The sequence below is a fragment of the Paraburkholderia sp. GW821-FHT02A12 genome, assembly GCF_059422005.1.
Genome location: NZ_JBWKWA010000002.1, coordinates 3,611,933 through 3,628,905, shown reverse-complemented (window position 1 = coordinate 3,628,905; position 16,973 = coordinate 3,611,933). Strand labels below are relative to the sequence as shown.

At 64.2% G+C, this 16,973-nt stretch carries 12 protein-coding genes; 7 read left to right on the top strand and 5 right to left on the bottom strand.

Going from position 1 to position 16,973, the window contains the following annotated elements; translation table 11 throughout:
- Nucleotides 1–282 precede the first annotated feature (282 nt).
- The 5 genes from folC to AC07WT_RS37790 all read left to right on the top strand — a co-directional run bounded on the left by folC (nt 283) and on the right by AC07WT_RS37790 (nt 6,158).
- Nucleotides 283–1,593 carry a bifunctional tetrahydrofolate synthase/dihydrofolate synthase gene (gene folC / locus AC07WT_RS37810; RefSeq protein WP_494950898.1) on the top strand — a complete coding sequence of 437 codons (1,311 nt, stop codon included), beginning with the start codon at nt 283–285 and terminating at the stop codon, nt 1,591–1,593.
- A gap of 29 nt (nt 1,594–1,622) precedes the next feature.
- Nucleotides 1,623–2,510, top strand: a complete 888-nt coding sequence (locus AC07WT_RS37805) for an SPOR domain-containing protein (RefSeq protein WP_494950897.1) — start codon at nt 1,623–1,625, stop codon at nt 2,508–2,510.
- Between the two features lie 7 nt (nt 2,511–2,517).
- Complete coding sequence (locus AC07WT_RS37800) at nt 2,518–3,012, top strand: CvpA family protein (RefSeq protein WP_492594751.1); 495 nt, start codon at nt 2,518–2,520, stop codon at nt 3,010–3,012.
- Nucleotides 3,013–3,128: 116 nt separating this feature from the next.
- Nucleotides 3,129–4,679, top strand: coding sequence for an amidophosphoribosyltransferase (gene purF, locus AC07WT_RS37795; protein ID WP_494950896.1), 1,551 nt, complete (start codon nt 3,129–3,131; stop codon nt 4,677–4,679).
- 288 nt (nt 4,680–4,967) lie between these two features.
- Complete coding sequence (locus tag AC07WT_RS37790; protein WP_494950895.1) at nt 4,968–6,158, top strand: O-succinylhomoserine sulfhydrylase; 1,191 nt, start codon at nt 4,968–4,970, stop codon at nt 6,156–6,158.
- Nucleotides 6,159–6,286: 128 nt separating this feature from the next.
- On the opposite strand, the gene AC07WT_RS37785 is transcribed toward AC07WT_RS37790, so the two are convergent.
- A complete protein-coding gene (locus AC07WT_RS37785; protein ID WP_494950894.1) occupies nt 6,287–7,066 on the bottom strand; it encodes a helix-turn-helix domain-containing protein in 780 nt (259 codons plus the stop codon).
- Between the two features lie 32 nt (nt 7,067–7,098).
- Complete coding sequence (locus tag AC07WT_RS37780; RefSeq protein WP_027803023.1) at nt 7,099–7,440, bottom strand: FKBP-type peptidyl-prolyl cis-trans isomerase; 342 nt, start codon at nt 7,438–7,440, stop codon at nt 7,099–7,101.
- 188 nt (nt 7,441–7,628) lie between these two features.
- Here AC07WT_RS37780 and AC07WT_RS37775 point away from each other — a divergent pair, with 188 nt between their 5' ends.
- Together AC07WT_RS37775 and AC07WT_RS37770 are read left to right on the top strand one after the other, a co-directional pair.
- Nucleotides 7,629–8,435, top strand: a complete 807-nt coding sequence (locus tag AC07WT_RS37775; protein ID WP_494950893.1) for a sensor histidine kinase — start codon at nt 7,629–7,631, stop codon at nt 8,433–8,435.
- A gap of 94 nt (nt 8,436–8,529) precedes the next feature.
- Nucleotides 8,530–9,873: a hemolysin family protein gene (locus AC07WT_RS37770; protein WP_494950892.1), complete on the top strand. Its 1,344-nt coding sequence runs from the start codon at nt 8,530–8,532 to the stop codon at nt 9,871–9,873.
- Nucleotides 9,874–9,935: 62 nt separating this feature from the next.
- Here AC07WT_RS37770 and treY read toward each other — a convergent pair whose 3' ends face one another.
- Genes treY through treZ form a run of 3 tightly spaced genes read right to left on the bottom strand, consistent with a single transcriptional unit; the run spans nt 9,936 to nt 16,896 of the window.
- Entirely contained in the window at nt 9,936–12,791 is a 2,856-nt protein-coding gene (treY, locus tag AC07WT_RS37765) for a malto-oligosyltrehalose synthase (protein WP_494950891.1), read from the bottom strand.
- Nucleotides 12,788–14,983 carry a 4-alpha-glucanotransferase gene (gene malQ / locus AC07WT_RS37760; protein ID WP_494950890.1) on the bottom strand — a complete coding sequence of 732 codons (2,196 nt, stop codon included), beginning with the start codon at nt 14,981–14,983 and terminating at the stop codon, nt 12,788–12,790. Before malQ ends, treY begins: the two co-directional genes overlap by 4 nt.
- Nucleotides 14,980–16,896, bottom strand: a complete 1,917-nt coding sequence (treZ, locus tag AC07WT_RS37755; RefSeq protein ID WP_494950889.1) for a malto-oligosyltrehalose trehalohydrolase — start codon at nt 16,894–16,896, stop codon at nt 14,980–14,982. The genes malQ and treZ overlap by 4 nt, the downstream gene beginning before the upstream one ends.
- Nucleotides 16,897–16,973 lie beyond the last annotated feature (77 nt).

Below are 16,973 nucleotides of genomic sequence, written 5' to 3'. Positions count from 1 at the left end.
CGATCTGTCAAAGCCTTAACCAGCGCCGCACCCTCGAAGCGCGGCGGCAGTACGAAAAGCAGCAAAAAATAGCGCGCCGCGAGAGTCATCAAGCGGCGCGCTGTCATTTCCGGGATAATCACGGTCTCGTGACGCAGCGCCGCATGATTCGCGCTGCCAGGCCCAGCTTTCTGCGCATAAAGTCCGCGGCGACCTCCAATGGCGTCGTACGCAGCGCACCGAACCGACGGCCCCCGCGCATATTCGCCACACTGCCTAACCGATTCACTCGCGATTCACCCGATGACCACATTCCCCACCCTCGACGCGTGGCTCACGCACCTCGAATCCGCGCATCCGGTCGGCATCGACATGGGTTTGGCTCGCATCTCCAAAGTACGCGACGCGATGCAGTTGTCGTTTGCGTGCCCGATCATCACGGTCGGCGGCACGAACGGCAAGGGTTCGACCTGCGCGATCCTCGAATCGATTTTGCTGCGCGCCGGTTTTACGGTCGGCTGCCACACGTCGCCGCATCTGCTGTCGTTCAACGAGCGCGCGCGCGTGAATGGCGCAATGGCGAGCGACGCCGATCTGCTCCCGCATTTCGAAGCGGTTGAAGCTGCGCGCCTGAGCCTCGCCGAACCGGTCACGCTTACGTACTTCGAATTCACGACGCTGGCGATCATGAGCCTGTTCGCTTCGCGCGGACTCGACGCGGTAATTTTCGAGGTGGGTCTGGGCGGCCGGCTGGACGCGGTCAACATCCTCGACACGGACTGCGCGATCATTACCAGCATCGATATCGATCACACCGATTATCTCGGCGGCACGCGCGAAAAAATCGCCTTCGAAAAGGCCGGCATTTTCCGTGCGGGCAAGCCGGCGATCTGCGCCGATCCGGTGCCGCCGCAAACGCTGATCGATCACGCCGAACAGATCGGCGCCGAACTGTGGCTGTTCGGACGCGATTTCCGCTACGAAGGGCAGGCGGGCAGCGAGCGCCAGCAATGGAGCTACGTGGGCCCGACAATGCGCCGTTCGGCGCTCGCCTATCCAGCGCTGCGTGGCGCGAACCAGCTGATCAATACGTCGGCGGCGCTCGCCGCTCTCGAAGCGCTGCGCGACCGTCTGCCGGTCTCGGCGCAGGACATTCGGCTCGGCCTTGCCAATGTCGAATTGCCGGGGCGTTTCCAGGTCCTGCCCGGTAAGCCGGCCATCGTGCTCGATGTCGGCCACAATCCGCATGCAGCGGCGGTGCTCACGCAAAACCTCGGCAATATGGGCTTTTTCCCGTACACGTACGCGGTGTTCGGCGCGATGCGCGACAAGGACATTGCCGGCGTATTGGCGCATCTGAAAGGCGAAATCGACCACTGGTGCGTGACCGATTTGCCGACTCCGCGTGCTGCTTCCGCTGAAGAGCTCGAAGCTGCGTTGCGCGAGCAGGGCGTGAGCGATGGCGCCGATAGCAGCGTGATGCGCTACGCGACGCCGGCCGAGGCTTTTCAAGACGCTCTAAAACGAGCGTCGGAGAATGATAGAATCGTGGTTTTCGGCAGTTTCTATACGGTAGCAGGTGTCATGGCCTACCGTAAATCGCAGCAACACTGAACGGGCGCCAGCCTCGAACCAAGCGATTCATGGGAATTTTCTCGTTCGGCAAGAAAGACGACACGCCCGGTCGGCGTGGCGCAAACACCAGTTCCACTCGTGCCGCCCGTGGCGAACGCGTGGAGCGGCGAACCCGCCGCACGGAGCGCGCCGTGGACGCCGATGCGATGCTGCTCGACCCTACGTTGCCTGAAAAGCAGCGTGCGCGGCGCCGGCTCGTCGGCGCGATCGCGTTGGTGGTGGCAGCGGTAGTCGTCCTGCCCATGGTGCTGGACTCGCATCCCAAGCCCGTCACCGACGACATCTCCATCGACATCCCGAACCGCCCCGCGCCGAGAGCCCACAAGGTCGACGAAGACACGCAGGCCGGCGTAGCGCCTGACAATCCGGCGCCCGATGCGGCCCTCGCCGCTTCCGGCCTTACGCCGGCTGCACCGGCAACGGCAGCTACGCAAGGTCAGTCCGGTAGCGCAAAGCAGCAGAGCGTGGCAACGAGCGCAGCGCCGGCCGTCGCGGCCAATACCGCACCAGTGGCTGCGGCGCCGACGCCAGCCAAGCCAGCGAAACCGCAGACTACGCATAGCGCCGCGAACGTTCCGGCTCCGAGCGAAGACAGCGCCAACAGCAACGCCGCGAGCGCGGACGCCGATTCCGGCACGCCTGCGTCGCCTCCGGGCAGCCGCTTCGCTGTGCAGCTCGGCGTGTTCCCGGACGATGCCGGTGCGCGCAATTGGGCCACCAAGTTGAAAGCGGCGGGCGTGCCAGCATATACCGAACGTCGGAAGCAGGCAGACGGCACGATCCGCACGCTATTGCGCGCCGGCCCGTTCGCCGACCGTGCAGCGGCCACCGCCGCGATTGCGAAGGTTCGCGAGGCTGGCTTGACGTCGGGCGCGAACAACGCCGCTGCACAGTAAGCGAGCGATGTTCACTGCCTTCGACTACGCTGTAATGGCGGTGATCGGTTTGTCGGCTTTGCGCGGCACGTGGCGCGGCTTCTTGTCCGAGGTATTCGGGCTGATCGGCTGGATTGCGGCGTTTTTCATTGCTTGCCGCTTCGTCAGTTATGTCGTGCCGTTTATTCCCGCCACGTGGCCGGGCGGCGCGTTGACCCAATGGCTGCTGGCGTTCGCGCTGGTGGTGATCGGTGTGGTGCTGGTGGCGAGCGTGCTGAATGCGCTGCTGAGCCGCATCGTGCAGGCAACGGGTTTGAGCGGCGTGGACCGCTCGCTTGGTTTGATGTTCGGCCTCGTGCGCGGGGTCATTCTGGTGCTGATTCTGGTCGCCCTCGCGGGCTTGACCGAACTGCCCCAACAGGAATTCTGGCGCAACGCCCTGCTTCGGCCCTACGCGGTCGACGGCGTGCACATAATGAAACCGCTGCTTCCCGAGACGCTCGCCGCCTACGTCCGTGTGTGACGATCAGGCGGGTGATCAGAGGAAGCCCGCAGTACTCCGGCGCAATCCGGCTGCTTTTACGTTCCATAGCAGGCACCGGTCGCCGTTACGAATTTCGTACCTTTGAAGGACATGCCATGTGCGGCATCGTAGGCGTAGTTTCCCACTCTCCGGTCAATCAGCTGATCTATGACAGCCTGCTGCTTCTGCAGCACCGCGGTCAGGACGCCGCCGGCATCGCGACAGCGAACGGCAGCAATTTTCACATGCACAAGGCCAACGGCATGGTGCGCGACGTGTTTCGCACGCGCAACATGCGCAGCCTGCCCGGCACCACCGGTATCGGCCAGGTCCGTTACCCGACCGCCGGTTCCGCGTCGAGCGAAGAAGAAGCCCAGCCGTTCTACGTGAACGCGCCGTTCGGCATCATCCTCGCCCACAACGGCAACCTGACCAACTGGCAGCAGCTGAAAGATGAGATGTTCCGCATCGATCGCCGCCACATCAACACCAATTCCGACACCGAAGTGATGCTCAACGTGCTCGCGCACGAATTGCAGCTGTCCAGTTCAGGCCTGCAACTCGATCCGGCCGCGCTGTTCAAGGCGGTGTCGGGCGTGCATCGCCGGGTGCGGGGTTCGTACGCTATCGTGTCGCTGATCGCCGGTTATGGACTGCTCGGGTTCCGCGACCCTTTCGGTATCCGCCCGCTGTGCCTCGGCAAGCAGGAAACGCCGGAAGGCGTCGAGTGGATTCTGGCGTCGGAATCGGTGGCGATCGAAGGTATCGGCTTCGAGTTCGTGCGCGATGTGGCGCCGGGTGAGGCGATTTTCATCGACCTCGACGGCAATCTGCATTCGCAGCAATGCGCCACGACCCCGAGCCTGAACCCGTGCATTTTCGAACTCGTGTACCTCGCGCGTCCGGACTCGGTGCTCGACGGCGTGCCGGTCTACAACGTGCGTCTGCGCATGGGCGACTACCTCGCCGAGAAGATCAAGCGCGAACTGCCTGACGTCGCGATCGACGTCGTGATGCCGATTCCCGATTCGTCGCGGCCGGCCGCGATGCAGGTCGCCAAGAAGCTGGGCGTCGAGTATCGCGAAGGCTTCTTCAAGAACCGTTACGTGGGCCGTACCTTCATCATGCCGGGCCAGGCGGTGCGCAAGAAGTCGGTGCGTCAGAAGCTGAACGCGATGGGCATCGAGTTCAAGGGCAAGAACGTGCTGATCGTCGACGATTCGATCGTGCGCGGCACCACCTCGCATGAAATCGTGCAGATGGCGCGCGACGCGGGCGCGAACAAGGTGATCTTCGCCTCGGCGGCGCCGCCGGTGAAATTCCCGAACGTCTACGGTATCGACATGCCGACGCGTGGTGAACTTGTCGCCCACGGCCGCACCGACGAAGAAGTCGCGCGCATGATCGGCGCCGACCATCTCGTTTATCAGGACGTCGATGCGTTGAAGCAGGCGGTGCGCGACATCAATCCGGCGCTGAAGGAGTTCGAAGCCTCGTGCTTCGACGGCAACTACATCACCGGCGATGTCACCACGGAGTATCTCGACCGCATCGAAACCGCACGCCTTGCGCCGTCCGCGCAATCGGACCGCGACGCCGCGAGCGAAGCGATCGACGGCGGCGCGCCTGCGCGTTCGCAACTGCACCTGCAATTGTCGGTAGGTTGAGCGGTCCCGCAACCGGCGTGGCGCGCTGCACGCCCGCCGCGAGCGTGTTAGCATGGCGGCTTGCGTCGATTTGATCTCAGCTTGCGGACGCGGGGCAACCCGAAACAGCTAAAGCGAATGGTGGAAAAGCCGCAGTCATCCGCCTCCGCTCCAGCTTCCCCCGCACATGAAGCCCGCTTATGCCGACGCAAAAGCGGGCTTTTTTGTTGCTGCCGTTCAGCGTTGCGCGCGCCTTCTCACGTGAGCCACGTTGAACGCAGCCATGGAACATTGGAAACCAGAACCAACATGGACAACTCCCTGAACTTCGACACGCTGGCAGTCCGCTCGGGCACTGTGCGCAGCGACTTCAACGAACATTCGGAAGCGATTTTCCTGACGTCGAGCTTTGTGTTCGCGAACGCCGCCGAAGCCGCCGACCGCTTCAAGAATTCCGAAGACTATTACACCTACTCGCGCTTCACGAACCCGACCGTCTCGATGTTTCAGGACCGTCTGGCCGCGCTCGAAGGTGGCGAGGCATGCATGGCCACGGCCTCGGGGATGGCCGCGATCATGTCGGTGGTGATGTCGGCGTTGCAGGCCGGCGACCATCTGGTCAGCTCGCAGGCGCTGTTCGGTTCGACGCTCGGCATGTTCTCGCAGATCTTCAGCAAGTTCGGCATCACGACCACGTTCGTCGATCCGACCGATCTGGACGCGTGGAAAAACGCCGTGCGCCCCGAGACGAAGATGTTCTTCCTCGAAACGCCGTCGAATCCGCTGACCGAAGTCGCCGATATCGAGGCGATCAGCAAGATCGCGAAGGCGGCCAATGCGCTGTTCGTGGTCGACAACTGTTTCTGTAGCCCGGCCTTGCAGCAGCCGTTGAAGCTCGGCGCGGACGTCGTGATGCATTCGGCCACCAAGTTCCTCGACGGCCAGGGCCGTGTGCTCGGCGGCGCGCTGGTCGGCTCGAAGCAGTTCATCATGGAGAAAGTGTTTCCGTTTGTGCGCAGCGCCGGGCCGACGCTGTCGGCGTTCAACGCGTGGGTGCTGCTCAAGGGCATGGAAACGCTGTCGCTGCGGGTCGACAAGCAGTCGGCGAACGCACTCGAAATCGCGCGCTGGCTGGAAACGCATCCGGCCGTGAATCGCGTGTTCTATCCGGGGCTCGAATCGCATCCGCAGCACGCGCTGGCCATGCGTCAGCAGAAGGCGGGCGGCGCGATTCTGTCGTTCGAACTGAAGGGCGAGACGCCTGAGGCGATGCGCGCGAACGCATGGCGCGTGATCGACAGCACGAAAATCTGTTCGATCACCGGCAATCTCGGCGACACGCGCACCACTATCACGCATCCGGCCACGACCACGCACGGCCGCGTGACGCCGGAGGCGCGCGCGGCGGCAGGCATCAGCGAAGGGTTGATCCGTCTGGCCGTGGGCCTGGAAAACGCCGGCGATATTCGCGGCGATCTGGAGCGCGGTTTGGCGGGGTAATGGGAGCTTGAAGCCGCGGAGCTCGAAGCAACGGAGCTTGAAGCAACGGAGCTCGAAGTAACGGAGCTTGAAGCAGGAAAGCGGGCCGCCTGATCAGGCGGCTCGCGTGGAAGGCTCGCGTTGAAAACTCAGTGGCGCAACGCGCGCCATTGACCGGGCGCCAGCCCGAAACGCCGCGTAAAAGCGTGCGTGTAAGCGCTCTGATCGCCGAAGCCGATCTCCAACGCGATGTCGGTCAAAGAGCGGCGCGGATCGGCGAGCAGCGTAATCGACGTATCGAGCCGCAGCCGCTGCAAATAGCGATGCGGCGTTTCGCCGAAGGCTTCGATAAAAAGCTGATGAAAGCGCCGCATGCCGAAGCCGCAATGTGCGGCGAGGTCGGCGATGCGCAGCGGCTCCGATAGATGCGCGCGCAGCCAGCGGTCGATACGCGCGAAATCGAGGCCGGCGCCGGGCGCTTGCGTCCCAGCTGTCGTGCCTGCGTCGGCGACCAACGCTGCGCCTAAGCGCGCCGCGGCGTCCCAATGAAAACGCCGGGTATCCAGATCGTCGCCTTGGGCGCCGCCCGTGGCATGCGCCGCAATTCGATGCACGAGCTCCGTGAGCGAGGCATCCACCGTGACAGCCCGCGCGCGGTCGAACAGACGTTCCGGCATGGCCAGCGAGGCGGCCGGCAGATCCAGCACCAACTGCCGGTTCTCGCCGACACCCGCATAATCGTGCCGCGCGCCCGCCGGAATGAGCCATGCGGAACCAGCGTCGATCTGCTGCGCGACGCCGTCCACGGCCATCACCATTGCGCCGTCGAGTCCGAGCACGACCTGATGAAAGTCGTGCACGTCCGACGCTTCGATCGCGCCGTATCGGCGCAACGAAACGCTAGGCGCGGTGACGGCGGCGTGACTCATTGGCAATGCCCGATTGCAAAGCTGCGAAAAACTTAGACGCCGAGCAATTCGACTTCGAACACAAGCGTCGCATTCGGCGGAATCACGCCGCCCGCGCCGCGCACGCCGTAGCCGAGTTGCGGCGGAATCGTCAGCTTGCGCGTGCCGCCGACCTTCATGCCCTGCACGCCTTCGTCCCAACCCTTGATGACCATGCCGCCGCCCAGCACGAAGGCGAACGGGTCATTGCGGTCCTTGCTCGAGTCGAACTTCTGGCCATCGGTCAGCCAGCCGGTGTAGTGCACGCTGACGGTCTTGCCGGCGACGGCTTCGGCGCCGGTGCCTTCAACGATGTCTTCATATTTCAGGCCGGATTCGGTAGTCACAGTCGACATGAGTCGCTCCTTAGGTCAAATCGTAAAACTCGACATTGTAGGCGCGTTGGCGCCGCATCGCCGAGGATTGCCGCGTGGCACGCGGTTTGCGGCCACCTTGGCCGTCTGGCCAGGGTGGTTGCGCCGGGCAGCATGCCTATAATTAGGCTTCTTTTAACAATTCATGTACCGGCTGAGAGGGCTCGATCGTGACAACGTCTTCTACCGGAGCCGGCGGCAGTCAGCCGGTTCGTCCCGGCTTCGCCGTATCCGAACGCACCGCGCATCTGCGGGCGGAGACCGCGCTGTTCATGCGCGACCACGTGCTGTCGCTGGTGTCGCACGATCTGCGCGGTCCGCTGAATGCGATTCATAGCTGGGCCTACGTGCTGGAGCGCAAGCTCGATGCGAACGACCCCAACTCGCAGCGCGCCGTGACCGGCATCCGGAATGGCGTAGACCAGCAGGTGAAGCTGCTCGAAACGATCGTCGACGCGACCCGCGCTGAAACCAAATCGTTGGCGCTCGCGTACGAACCGTTTCCGCTGCATCCTTTACTCGACGAAACCGCTGAAGAGGTGCGCTCAGGTTTGGCCCGCTCGCGCGGCGTCGAGATCGTCGTGAACTCGCAGCTTGCTACGGAGCAACTCAGCGGCGATCGGGAGCGCCTTGCCGCCGCCTTGTGGCTGATGCTCACCTTCGCCGTGGAAGCGAGCGCGGAGGGCGCAACCGTCGCGCTGGCCGCGCGTGCCGATGCTGCCACGTGGCACGCCACCGTCACCTTCAACGTGACAGCCGCTGCGCTGGACGATCCTTCGTTGCCGCATGTGCTTGAAGCATTCGCCCGCAAACAGGCGCGCGAACCGCGTGAAGCCAAACGGATCGCATGGGTATTCGCGCTGAGCAAGCGCGTCGCGGAAGCCCACGGCGGCAGTTTCGAGCAAAGCGACGCGCAAGACGCCGAAGCGGCCACGCTCGCGCTGCGTGTGCCGCTCAGCGCGACGGCAACCGCGTGAGGGCCGGCTGTCGCAGCGTTTTCCCGTACGCGATTAACTTTCGTCGAGCTTTCACCCTTTATACTGACAACTTTTGTTGCCGGAGCTTGCCGCTTTGATCCAGGTTGTCGCCCTTATCGGTGCGTTGTTTCTCGTTGCCCTCAACGGTTTTTTTGTCGCCGCCGAATTCGGTCTGGTCAAGCTGCGGCAGACGCGCGTGCAGAGCCTTGCCGTCAAGCACGGCATGCGCGGACGTTTGCTGGCGAAGGTGCATGGCCGGCTCGACGCCTATCTGTCGGCCTGTCAGCTCGGCATTACGCTGGCGTCGCTCGGGTTGGGCTGGATCGGCGAGCCGGCGTTTGCCGAACTGCTCACGCCGCTCTTCAGCCTGGCCAGCGTGGAGTCGGAGAAGCTGATCCACGGCATTTCGCTGTTCTTCGCGTTCTCGTGCATTTCGTTCCTGCACATCGTGGTGGGCGAACTGGCGCCGAAGTCGCTGGCAATTCGCGAAGCGGAGAAGGTATCGCTGTGGGCCGCCACGCCGCTCTACGGCTTTTACTGGGCGATGTATCCGGCGATCTGGGTGCTCAACTCCAGCGCCAACGCGGTACTGAAGCTCGCGGGACTGGACGCCGGCCACGGCCACGATTCGCACTATTCGACCGACGAACTCAAGCTGATCTTGCGCGGCCGCCGTGCCAATGTCGCGACTGAGTTCGGTTCGCCGGATGGCGCATACAGTCAGGACGAATGGAACACGATTGCGCATTCGCTGGATTTCTCGCGCATGACCGTGTCCGATCTGATGCGGCCTGCTTATGAAATGGTCGGCTTGCGGCGCGATTTGCCGTTGCGCGAGAACATGCAGGTGGTGGCGCGGCATCGCTTCAGCCGTTATCCGTTATTCGAAGACGCAGCTGGCGAGCGCGTGGCCGGCATGATTCACCTGAAGGATATGCTGCTGGCGCGCCACGCGGGCAGTACGCTCGACGATCTCTCCAAATATGCGCGGCCGGTGCAGTACGTCAAACCGGATATGCCGGCGCTTGAGCTGTTTCGCCGCTTCCGGAAGGGCGCGCCGCATTTCGCGCTGGTCGGACACAAGAACTCTAAGCCGATCGGTTTTCTGACGCTCGATAATCTGCTGGGCGCGCTGGTCGGCCAGATTCATGACGAATTCCGGCAAGGCGACGCCGACTGGTCGCGTATGGACGATGGCACGTTGATGGGCAAGGGCAGCTTGCCGGTGGTGTCGCTGGAGCGCGCGTTGGGGATCGATATCGACGAGGGCAAGGCCGAATCGGTGGGCGGTATCGTGATTCAGGCGCTCAATGATCTGCCTGTTGAAGGGCAGAGGGTCGAATTCGATCGTTTCGACGTCGTCGTCAAGAAGATGAAGGGGCCTCGCATTGTGCTCGTGCGGGTGTACCCGAAGGTTTTCGATGATGAAGGAGGGTGATAAGGTTTTTTCACCCGCGCCGCCTGAGGTTTCTTTTTTGCCTGCCCGCGCAGGCAAAAAACCTAAACCCTTGGTACGCCATCCTCCACCAGAACAGCCACCGGCATCCCTCCCAACGCATCGCGTAAAAACAGCAATCCGTTCTCAGCGACCTTAGGCGCCGCCGGGCTTAACCAGTCGAACAAAGCCCGCCCAGCCAGATCAGCTGGCATCTCGACCGCCGTATCGTCCCATCTGGCCGGATCGACCAAAGGCAAATCGCCGTCGTCACCCAGCAATCCAGTAGCGAGCCGGCTGGCAATAACCACAGCCCATGCATTCTCATGCCGCCGCGCGAACGCAATCGCCTGCGCCGCATGCCTGCCACGCACGGTTAATGGCAAATAGGTACTCTGACTCAGCAACTCCGGCAAATGCGCGCGCAGCGCCAGCACGCGCTGCACCACCGCGAGCTTCACGCGGCCGTCGCGCCAGCTCGGCAAAAATCCAGACGGCGGCGTCTGCACGAGCCACGCCTCGCGCTTTGCAAAATCCACCGGCCGGCGATTGTCGGGATCGACCAGACTGAAGTCCCACAGCTCAGTGCCCTGATAAAGATCGGGAATCCCTGGCGACGCCAGCCGCAACACCGTCTGCTGCAAGCTATTGAGCGCACCAGCGCGGTCAATCCGCGCGACGAACCCGGACAGCTCGCGCAAGAATCCGTCGCGCCGCTGCGGCGCGAGGATGTCAAACAGGAAGTCGCGGCATCCCGCTTCGTACGCTTCGTCAGGCGCGAGCCAGTTGGTTTGCTGCTTGGCTTCGCGCAACGCCTTCAGTTGCCATTGCGCGACGCGCCCGGCCAGTTCCTTGACGCCGGCTTCATCGTCCGGCGATAGCTCCGGCGGCCAGCAGCCCGCCAGCGTCTGATACAGCATCGCTTCGGCGGCGGGGCCGGGCGCCCAGTCGTAGCTAGCATTCTTGCTGACGCTGCTGATCGGCGTGCCGTCGAGCGCCCGGCGATGCGGCGCATTCAATGTCGACCACGCGCGCAATGTCGCGTTCCAGTCGTGCGCAATCTCGCTCAACACCGCGAGCCGCGCACGCACGTCTTCGCCGCGTTTGTGATCGTGCGTTGCGGTGGCGAGCATCGCGTGAGGAAAACGCTGCGAGCGCTCCAGATTCCCCGCATGAAACTGCTCGACCGACAACGCGAAGTCGCCCGGATCCGAGCCGACTTCGTTGCGCGACAAAAGGCGGCCGTAGCGATAGCACGCGGTGTCTTCAATCGCCTTCGCCGCGACCGGCGCGGTCAGTTGCGAAAACAGCGTTTGCGCGGTGCGCCGCGCGGAGCCGGCATAAATCGGCGGCGCGCTATTCTGACCCTGCGACGGTGCGTTAACCCGTGCATTCGGCACTTCTTCGGCGCTGCCGCCGAGCCATGCGTTCACGCGTTCGAGCACGACATGGTCCGCGCGCGATAGCGTTTCCTTCGCACCGGCCAGCGCCTGTTCGAAATAGACGTTATCGGCGGCGCTGCGCAAGCCGTTCTGCGGATAAATCCGATACATCGGAAAATGCACGACCAGCTCGGTCAACACGCGCCGCAGCGCGGTGAAGGTGAAGTCGCGCGTCGTCAGAGAATCGCGCGCAATGCGATGCAATGCACGCGCCGCGCGATCCAGTTCCGCGCAGAGGTTTTCCGTGAGGATCTTGCGCCGTGCGGCTAAGGCCTCGTCCACAAAACATGCGCTGCGGCCGGTGAGTTCGGCCCACGTCGTCGCGAGCGGCTCGGCGCCGGCCGGATCGTGCAGCAGTGCGCCTACGTCGTTCATGAAGTCGTAGCCGGTCGTGCCGTCCACCGGCCAATCGTCGCGCAACGGCTCGCCACGGCCCAGAATCTTTTCGACGACCACGTAGGGCGCGGTGTCGCGCAACTCAGTGAGGCGCTGCCGCAGACGCTGACAGTACTCGCGCGGCTCAGCGAGGCCGTCGATATGGTCGATCCGCAAACCGTCCACCACGCCTTCCTGGTACAGACGGAAAATCAGCGCGTGCACGGCTTCGAACACCTCGGGCCGTTCCACGCGCACGCCGGCTAGCGTGGAGATGTCGAAGAAGCGTCGCCAGTTCACTTCATCGGAAGCGGTGCGCCACCACGCCAGGCGGAAGTGCTGCCGTTCGATCAGGCGATGCAGCCGGTCACGCGTGACCGGGTCCTCCGGCGCATACGTTTCGAGCGCGATCTCGATCGCCGAGGCGCCCTGCTGCGCGGCGAACTCGCGTAGCAGGGCGCGTCCTTCGGCGGCGCGGGGCTGATCGGCGGGCTGCGTCGTCAGGCCCTCGAAGCGCTCGGCCAGCGCGGTGAGATCGGCGCGGTCGGCGCCTTGCAGAATCGACGCGTAATCGATCGGGCAAACGGGGAACACATGCGGACCGTAGCCGATATAGAAGCGCCCGGTATCGGCGGCGAAATGCAGCGCAATGCGGCCCGCCGCAAGTTCCTCGCCGTACGGCGCGCCGAGCGCCGGCGCCAGCACCTTGCCGCGCAAAGCCGGATCGGGCGAATGCCAATCGACGTCGAAATGCCGCGCATACGCGCTGTGCCGGCCCCATTCGAGGATATCGAGCCACCACGCGTTGCTCGAGCCGCCGACGCCCATATGGTTCGGCACCACGTCGACGATCAGCCCCATGTTGCGCGCGTGCAGCTTGTCGACGAGGCGCTTGAGGCCGGCCTCGCCGCCGCATTCGGCGTTGACCTGGGTGTAGTCGACGGTGTCGTAGCCGTGCATCGAGCCTGGCTCGGCGGTTGTGATCGGCGACGCGTACAGGTGACTGATGCCGAGCGCGGCGAAGTATTCGACGTGCTTTGCGGCGTCGTCGAAGGTGAAGCCTCGATGGAATTGGAGGCGAAGCGTGGAGCTCGGGACGGTCATGGCGTATCAGGCTCCGAAGAAGCGTGAGTCGTAGAACGGATAGCGGCGCTGCGCGCGCGATCGACTGCCAGCAGGCGATCGCAAAACGTCGTGTCCTCGAATAGCGCGTCGATCGGCAAGCTCATGCGGCGGCGCCAGTTCGGATGCTCGTCGATCGAGCCAGGCAGATTCGGTTGCTCGACTTGCGCGAGCAGATCTTCGAGCGGGTAGGTGACGAGCGGCTCAGGCGTCGCGGCGACAAAGGCCAGCGCTTCGTCCACGGGCGCGTCGTCGGGCGGCGGCGCAGCGACGTCGGACGCGGCGACGCCGGCCTGCTGGAACGCGCTCCATAGTTCGGCGCGATCCGCGGCGCGTTCTTCCTGCGCGGCTTCCTCGGGGTCGCGGCCGTCGGCGCGCGCCATCGTCTGGCCAATCCGGTTGCGCCACGTGATGTCGCTGCCGCGCCACCAGCCCGCTACGGTCGGCAGATCGTGCGTCGTCGTGGTGCCCACCGCGTTGCGATCCCATGCGTGCGGCGGCTTGAAACCCTTGCCATCTTGCGCGCGCTCGAACCAGAGCACGCGAATCCCGGCGATGCCGTGCTCGTCGAGCCGTTCGTGAAAACCGGACGGCACGGTGCCGAGATCTTCGCCGACCACGATCGAACGATGCCGCCACGATTCGAGCGCGATCAGCCGCAGCAGGTCTTCGAGCGGATAGCGCAGATAGGCGCCGTTGCGCGCGCTTTCGCCCTCCGGCACGAGCCACAAGCGCCGCAAGCCGAGAATGTGATCGATGCGGATGCCGCCCGCATGGGAGAACGCGGCGCGCAGCATGTCCATGAATGCGGAGAAGCCCTGCGTGCGCATCGCGCGCGGCGAAAAGGTGGTGAGGCCCCACGCCTGTCCCGCCTGATTGAACAGGTCGGGCGGCGCGCCGACCGACACGCCTTGCAGCATCTCGTCGCAATACGACCATGCATGGCTGCCGGCGCTGTCGCAACCGACCGCGAGGTCGGCGATCAGGCCGACGGCCATGCCTGCGTCGCAAGCCGCGTGCTGAGCGTGCGACAAACCCTTGGCGGCAAGCCATTGCAGGAAGAGATGAAACTCGACTTCATGGCGATTGGCTTGCGCAAATGCTTCGACTTCCGGACTGCGCGGATCGCGCAATGCTTCGGGCCAGTTGCGCCAGTGACCGTTGCCCCCTTGTTGCGCGAGTTGCGCGGCCTGCAACGCTTCGAATCGCGCGTGGTCTTCGAGTGCGCGGCCGGCGCGTTCGCAGAAGCCGTGAAACTCCAGCGCGCGCGGTGCGCCCTGCGCGTGTTCACGCGTGCAGAAGTTCTCGTACAGCGCGCGCAATACCTTCAGCTTCAACACGACCGCATTCGGCCAGTCGATCAGCGGCAAGTCTTCGAGCCTCGACCATGCATCGGCCGCTTGCGCGGCGTCGATCGCGGCGCGTGCCGCGTCCGCGCCGAACACCGCGGCAGGATCGATATGCGTGACGTTCAGCCACAAACGCGACGACGGCGAATACGGACTGAAGCGATGCGGCTCCGCGCTGAACATCGCGTGTGTCGGGCTGACGGCGAGCGCATGCGCGCCACGCTTCGCGCTTTCGATCGCCAGCTGTGCGAGCGCCGAATAATCGCCGATGCCGCCGTCGCCCGTGCGGCGCAAGCCGTATAACTGCGCCGCGATGCTCCACAGCGGCGGCGTTTGCGCGGAGCCGCCGTGCCGCGTGCGCCATGCATCGGCAACGGTGTAGCAGCGCGAAGGCGCGACGGCCAGCGTCATGCGCTGCTCGTTGATCACGAGCGTGTGATAGCCGGGCTCGCTGATCGGCGTGAGCAAGGCCTCTTCGCCTTTGGGCGCGGTGAAGCGGCCGTCGATGATCGAGCCGCTTTCGAGTTCGATCCGATAGTGGCTGTCGGACCTGATTGCGGCGGCAGGCAGCGCGATACCGCGTTCGACTTCGGCGGTCATCAGCGGCGGCAGTTTGCGGCCGGACAGTTCGGCCTCGAGCGCGGCGGCGCTTTGCCGAATCTCGGTGGCGTTACCGCACGGCAGCCCCATCCGTTCGAGCAGAACGGCGAGCGTATGCTTGGGCACATGCCGCGTCGCATGGTGCGCGTCGCGCCATTCCACCTCGAAGCCGGCGCGCGTGGCGAGGGCGGCGATCGTATCGTTCGGGCGGTGGGTCGGACTCACGCGTTGCGCTCCTGAACACCTGCGATGCGCGCATCGTGGCCGATGGCGTAGTCGCTGACGTTGCCGGTCAGCCATGCGACGAACGCGTGCGCGGGCAACACCCTGGTGTCGATCTGTTCGCGCACGCGCGGCGGCGTTTCGAAAATCACCTTGCCGGCGGGGACATCGGCGAACGGCACGCTGTCGTTAGACAGATTCAACGCGATCGATAAAGTCTCGCCGTCGCCGAGTTTCCAACGCGCGATCAGCGCATTGGCATCAGCGCCGCTTTGCGCTGTCAACACCGTCGCGCCGAGCGCTTTCGAATGCTTCAGACGCGGCGTGATCAGCTTCGCCCGCACAGTGAGCGCGGATTTGTAGAAGTGCATCCATTCGAGGCGCGCTTTTGCGTCTTCCAGTGCGCTCGCCTCGGCAAGCGCAGGCGGCGACGACGCAGCAAACGTCTTCGCATCGTTCGGGTCGGGAATCTGTGCGCGGCGCTGTTCGTCGGCGAACGCCGAAAAGCGGGCGAACTCACGGCGGCGTCCTTCACGCACGGCGTCGGCGAGTTCGCCGGTGTAGTCGGTGAAAAACAGGAACGGCTGGGTCGAGCCGTATTCCTCTTCCATGAACAGCAACGGGATTTGCGGCGACAACAGCAGCAGGCCGGTCGCGGCGCGTAACGCGTCGTCGGATGTCAGCTTGCGCAGACGCTCGCCGAACGCGCGATTGCCGATCTGGTCGTGATTCTGCAAGAACATCACGAACGAGGTCGGCGACAGATGCTTGCTCGGTTCGCCACGCGGCGCGCCGCCGTGAATCGGCGATGGGTCGCCCTGATACGCAAAGCCTTCCGACAGCACGCGCGCCAATCGGCGGATCGGCTGGTCCTCGTAGGCGTGGTAGTAGCCTTCGGTTTCGCCGGTCAGCAGAACGTGCAGCGTGTTGTGCGCGTCGTCGTTCCATTGCGCGTCGAAATGCGCTTCCAGCAGACTCGCGCTGTTGTGTTCGTTTTCCAGCACCAGATGCACGTGCCGCCCGTGCTGCGTCTTCGCGCGAATATGGTCGGACAAATCGCGCAGCCACGCGTGATCGCCGATCGCGTGCACCGCGTCGAAACGCAGGCCGTCGAAGCGATATTCATTGAGCCAGTACACCGCGTTGTCAGTGAAGAAATCGCTGACTTCGCTGCGGTCGAAGTCGATCGCCGGGCCCCACGGCGTATGTGTGCCGTCACGGAAAAACGAGCGCGCATACTGGTGCAGATAGTTGCCGTCAGGACCGAAGTGGTTGTAGACCACATCGAGAAACACCATCAGACCGAGGCCGTGCGCCGCGTCGATCAGCGCTTTCAGCGCTTCGGGGCGGCCGTAGGCGGAATCCGGCGCATACGGCAGCACGCCGTCGTAGCCCCAATTGTGCTTGCCGGAAAAATCGCTCAACGGCATCAACTCGATCGCGGTCACGCCGAGCGCGACGAGCGCCGGCAAGCGCTCCTGCACGCCCGCATAACCGCCTAGCGCGCCGACGTGCAGTTCGTACAGCACCGTTTCTTCCCACGGGCGGCCATGCCAGTGCGTGTTGTCCCAACAGTAGGCGCGCGGATCGATCACTTCGCTCGGACCGTGCACGTCTTGTGGCTGGAAGCGCGACGACGGATCGGGCACCGCAAGTTTGCCGTCGAGCCGGAAGCGATAGAGCGTACCCGCGCCGCAATCGGCGGTCGCTTCGAACCAGCCGTTGCCGGCGGGTGTCATGTCGTGCGCGCCTTGTGCTGGTCCGCTTTCGATTTCCACCTGCGCCGTTTTGCACGAAGGCGCCCAGAAACGAAACCGGGTACGCGGTTTCGTCCCCGCCGCGCCGAGCAACTGTGCGCCGAACGGCAGGCAATGTGCGTGGTGATGCGCGTGAGGATCAATCGGACATTCGGACATGATTTCGTCACCCTTCGGTTTTGCTATCGAGCCGCGCCTTGCGTGTCTAACGAGTCTTATGCACCTTATTCACCCTA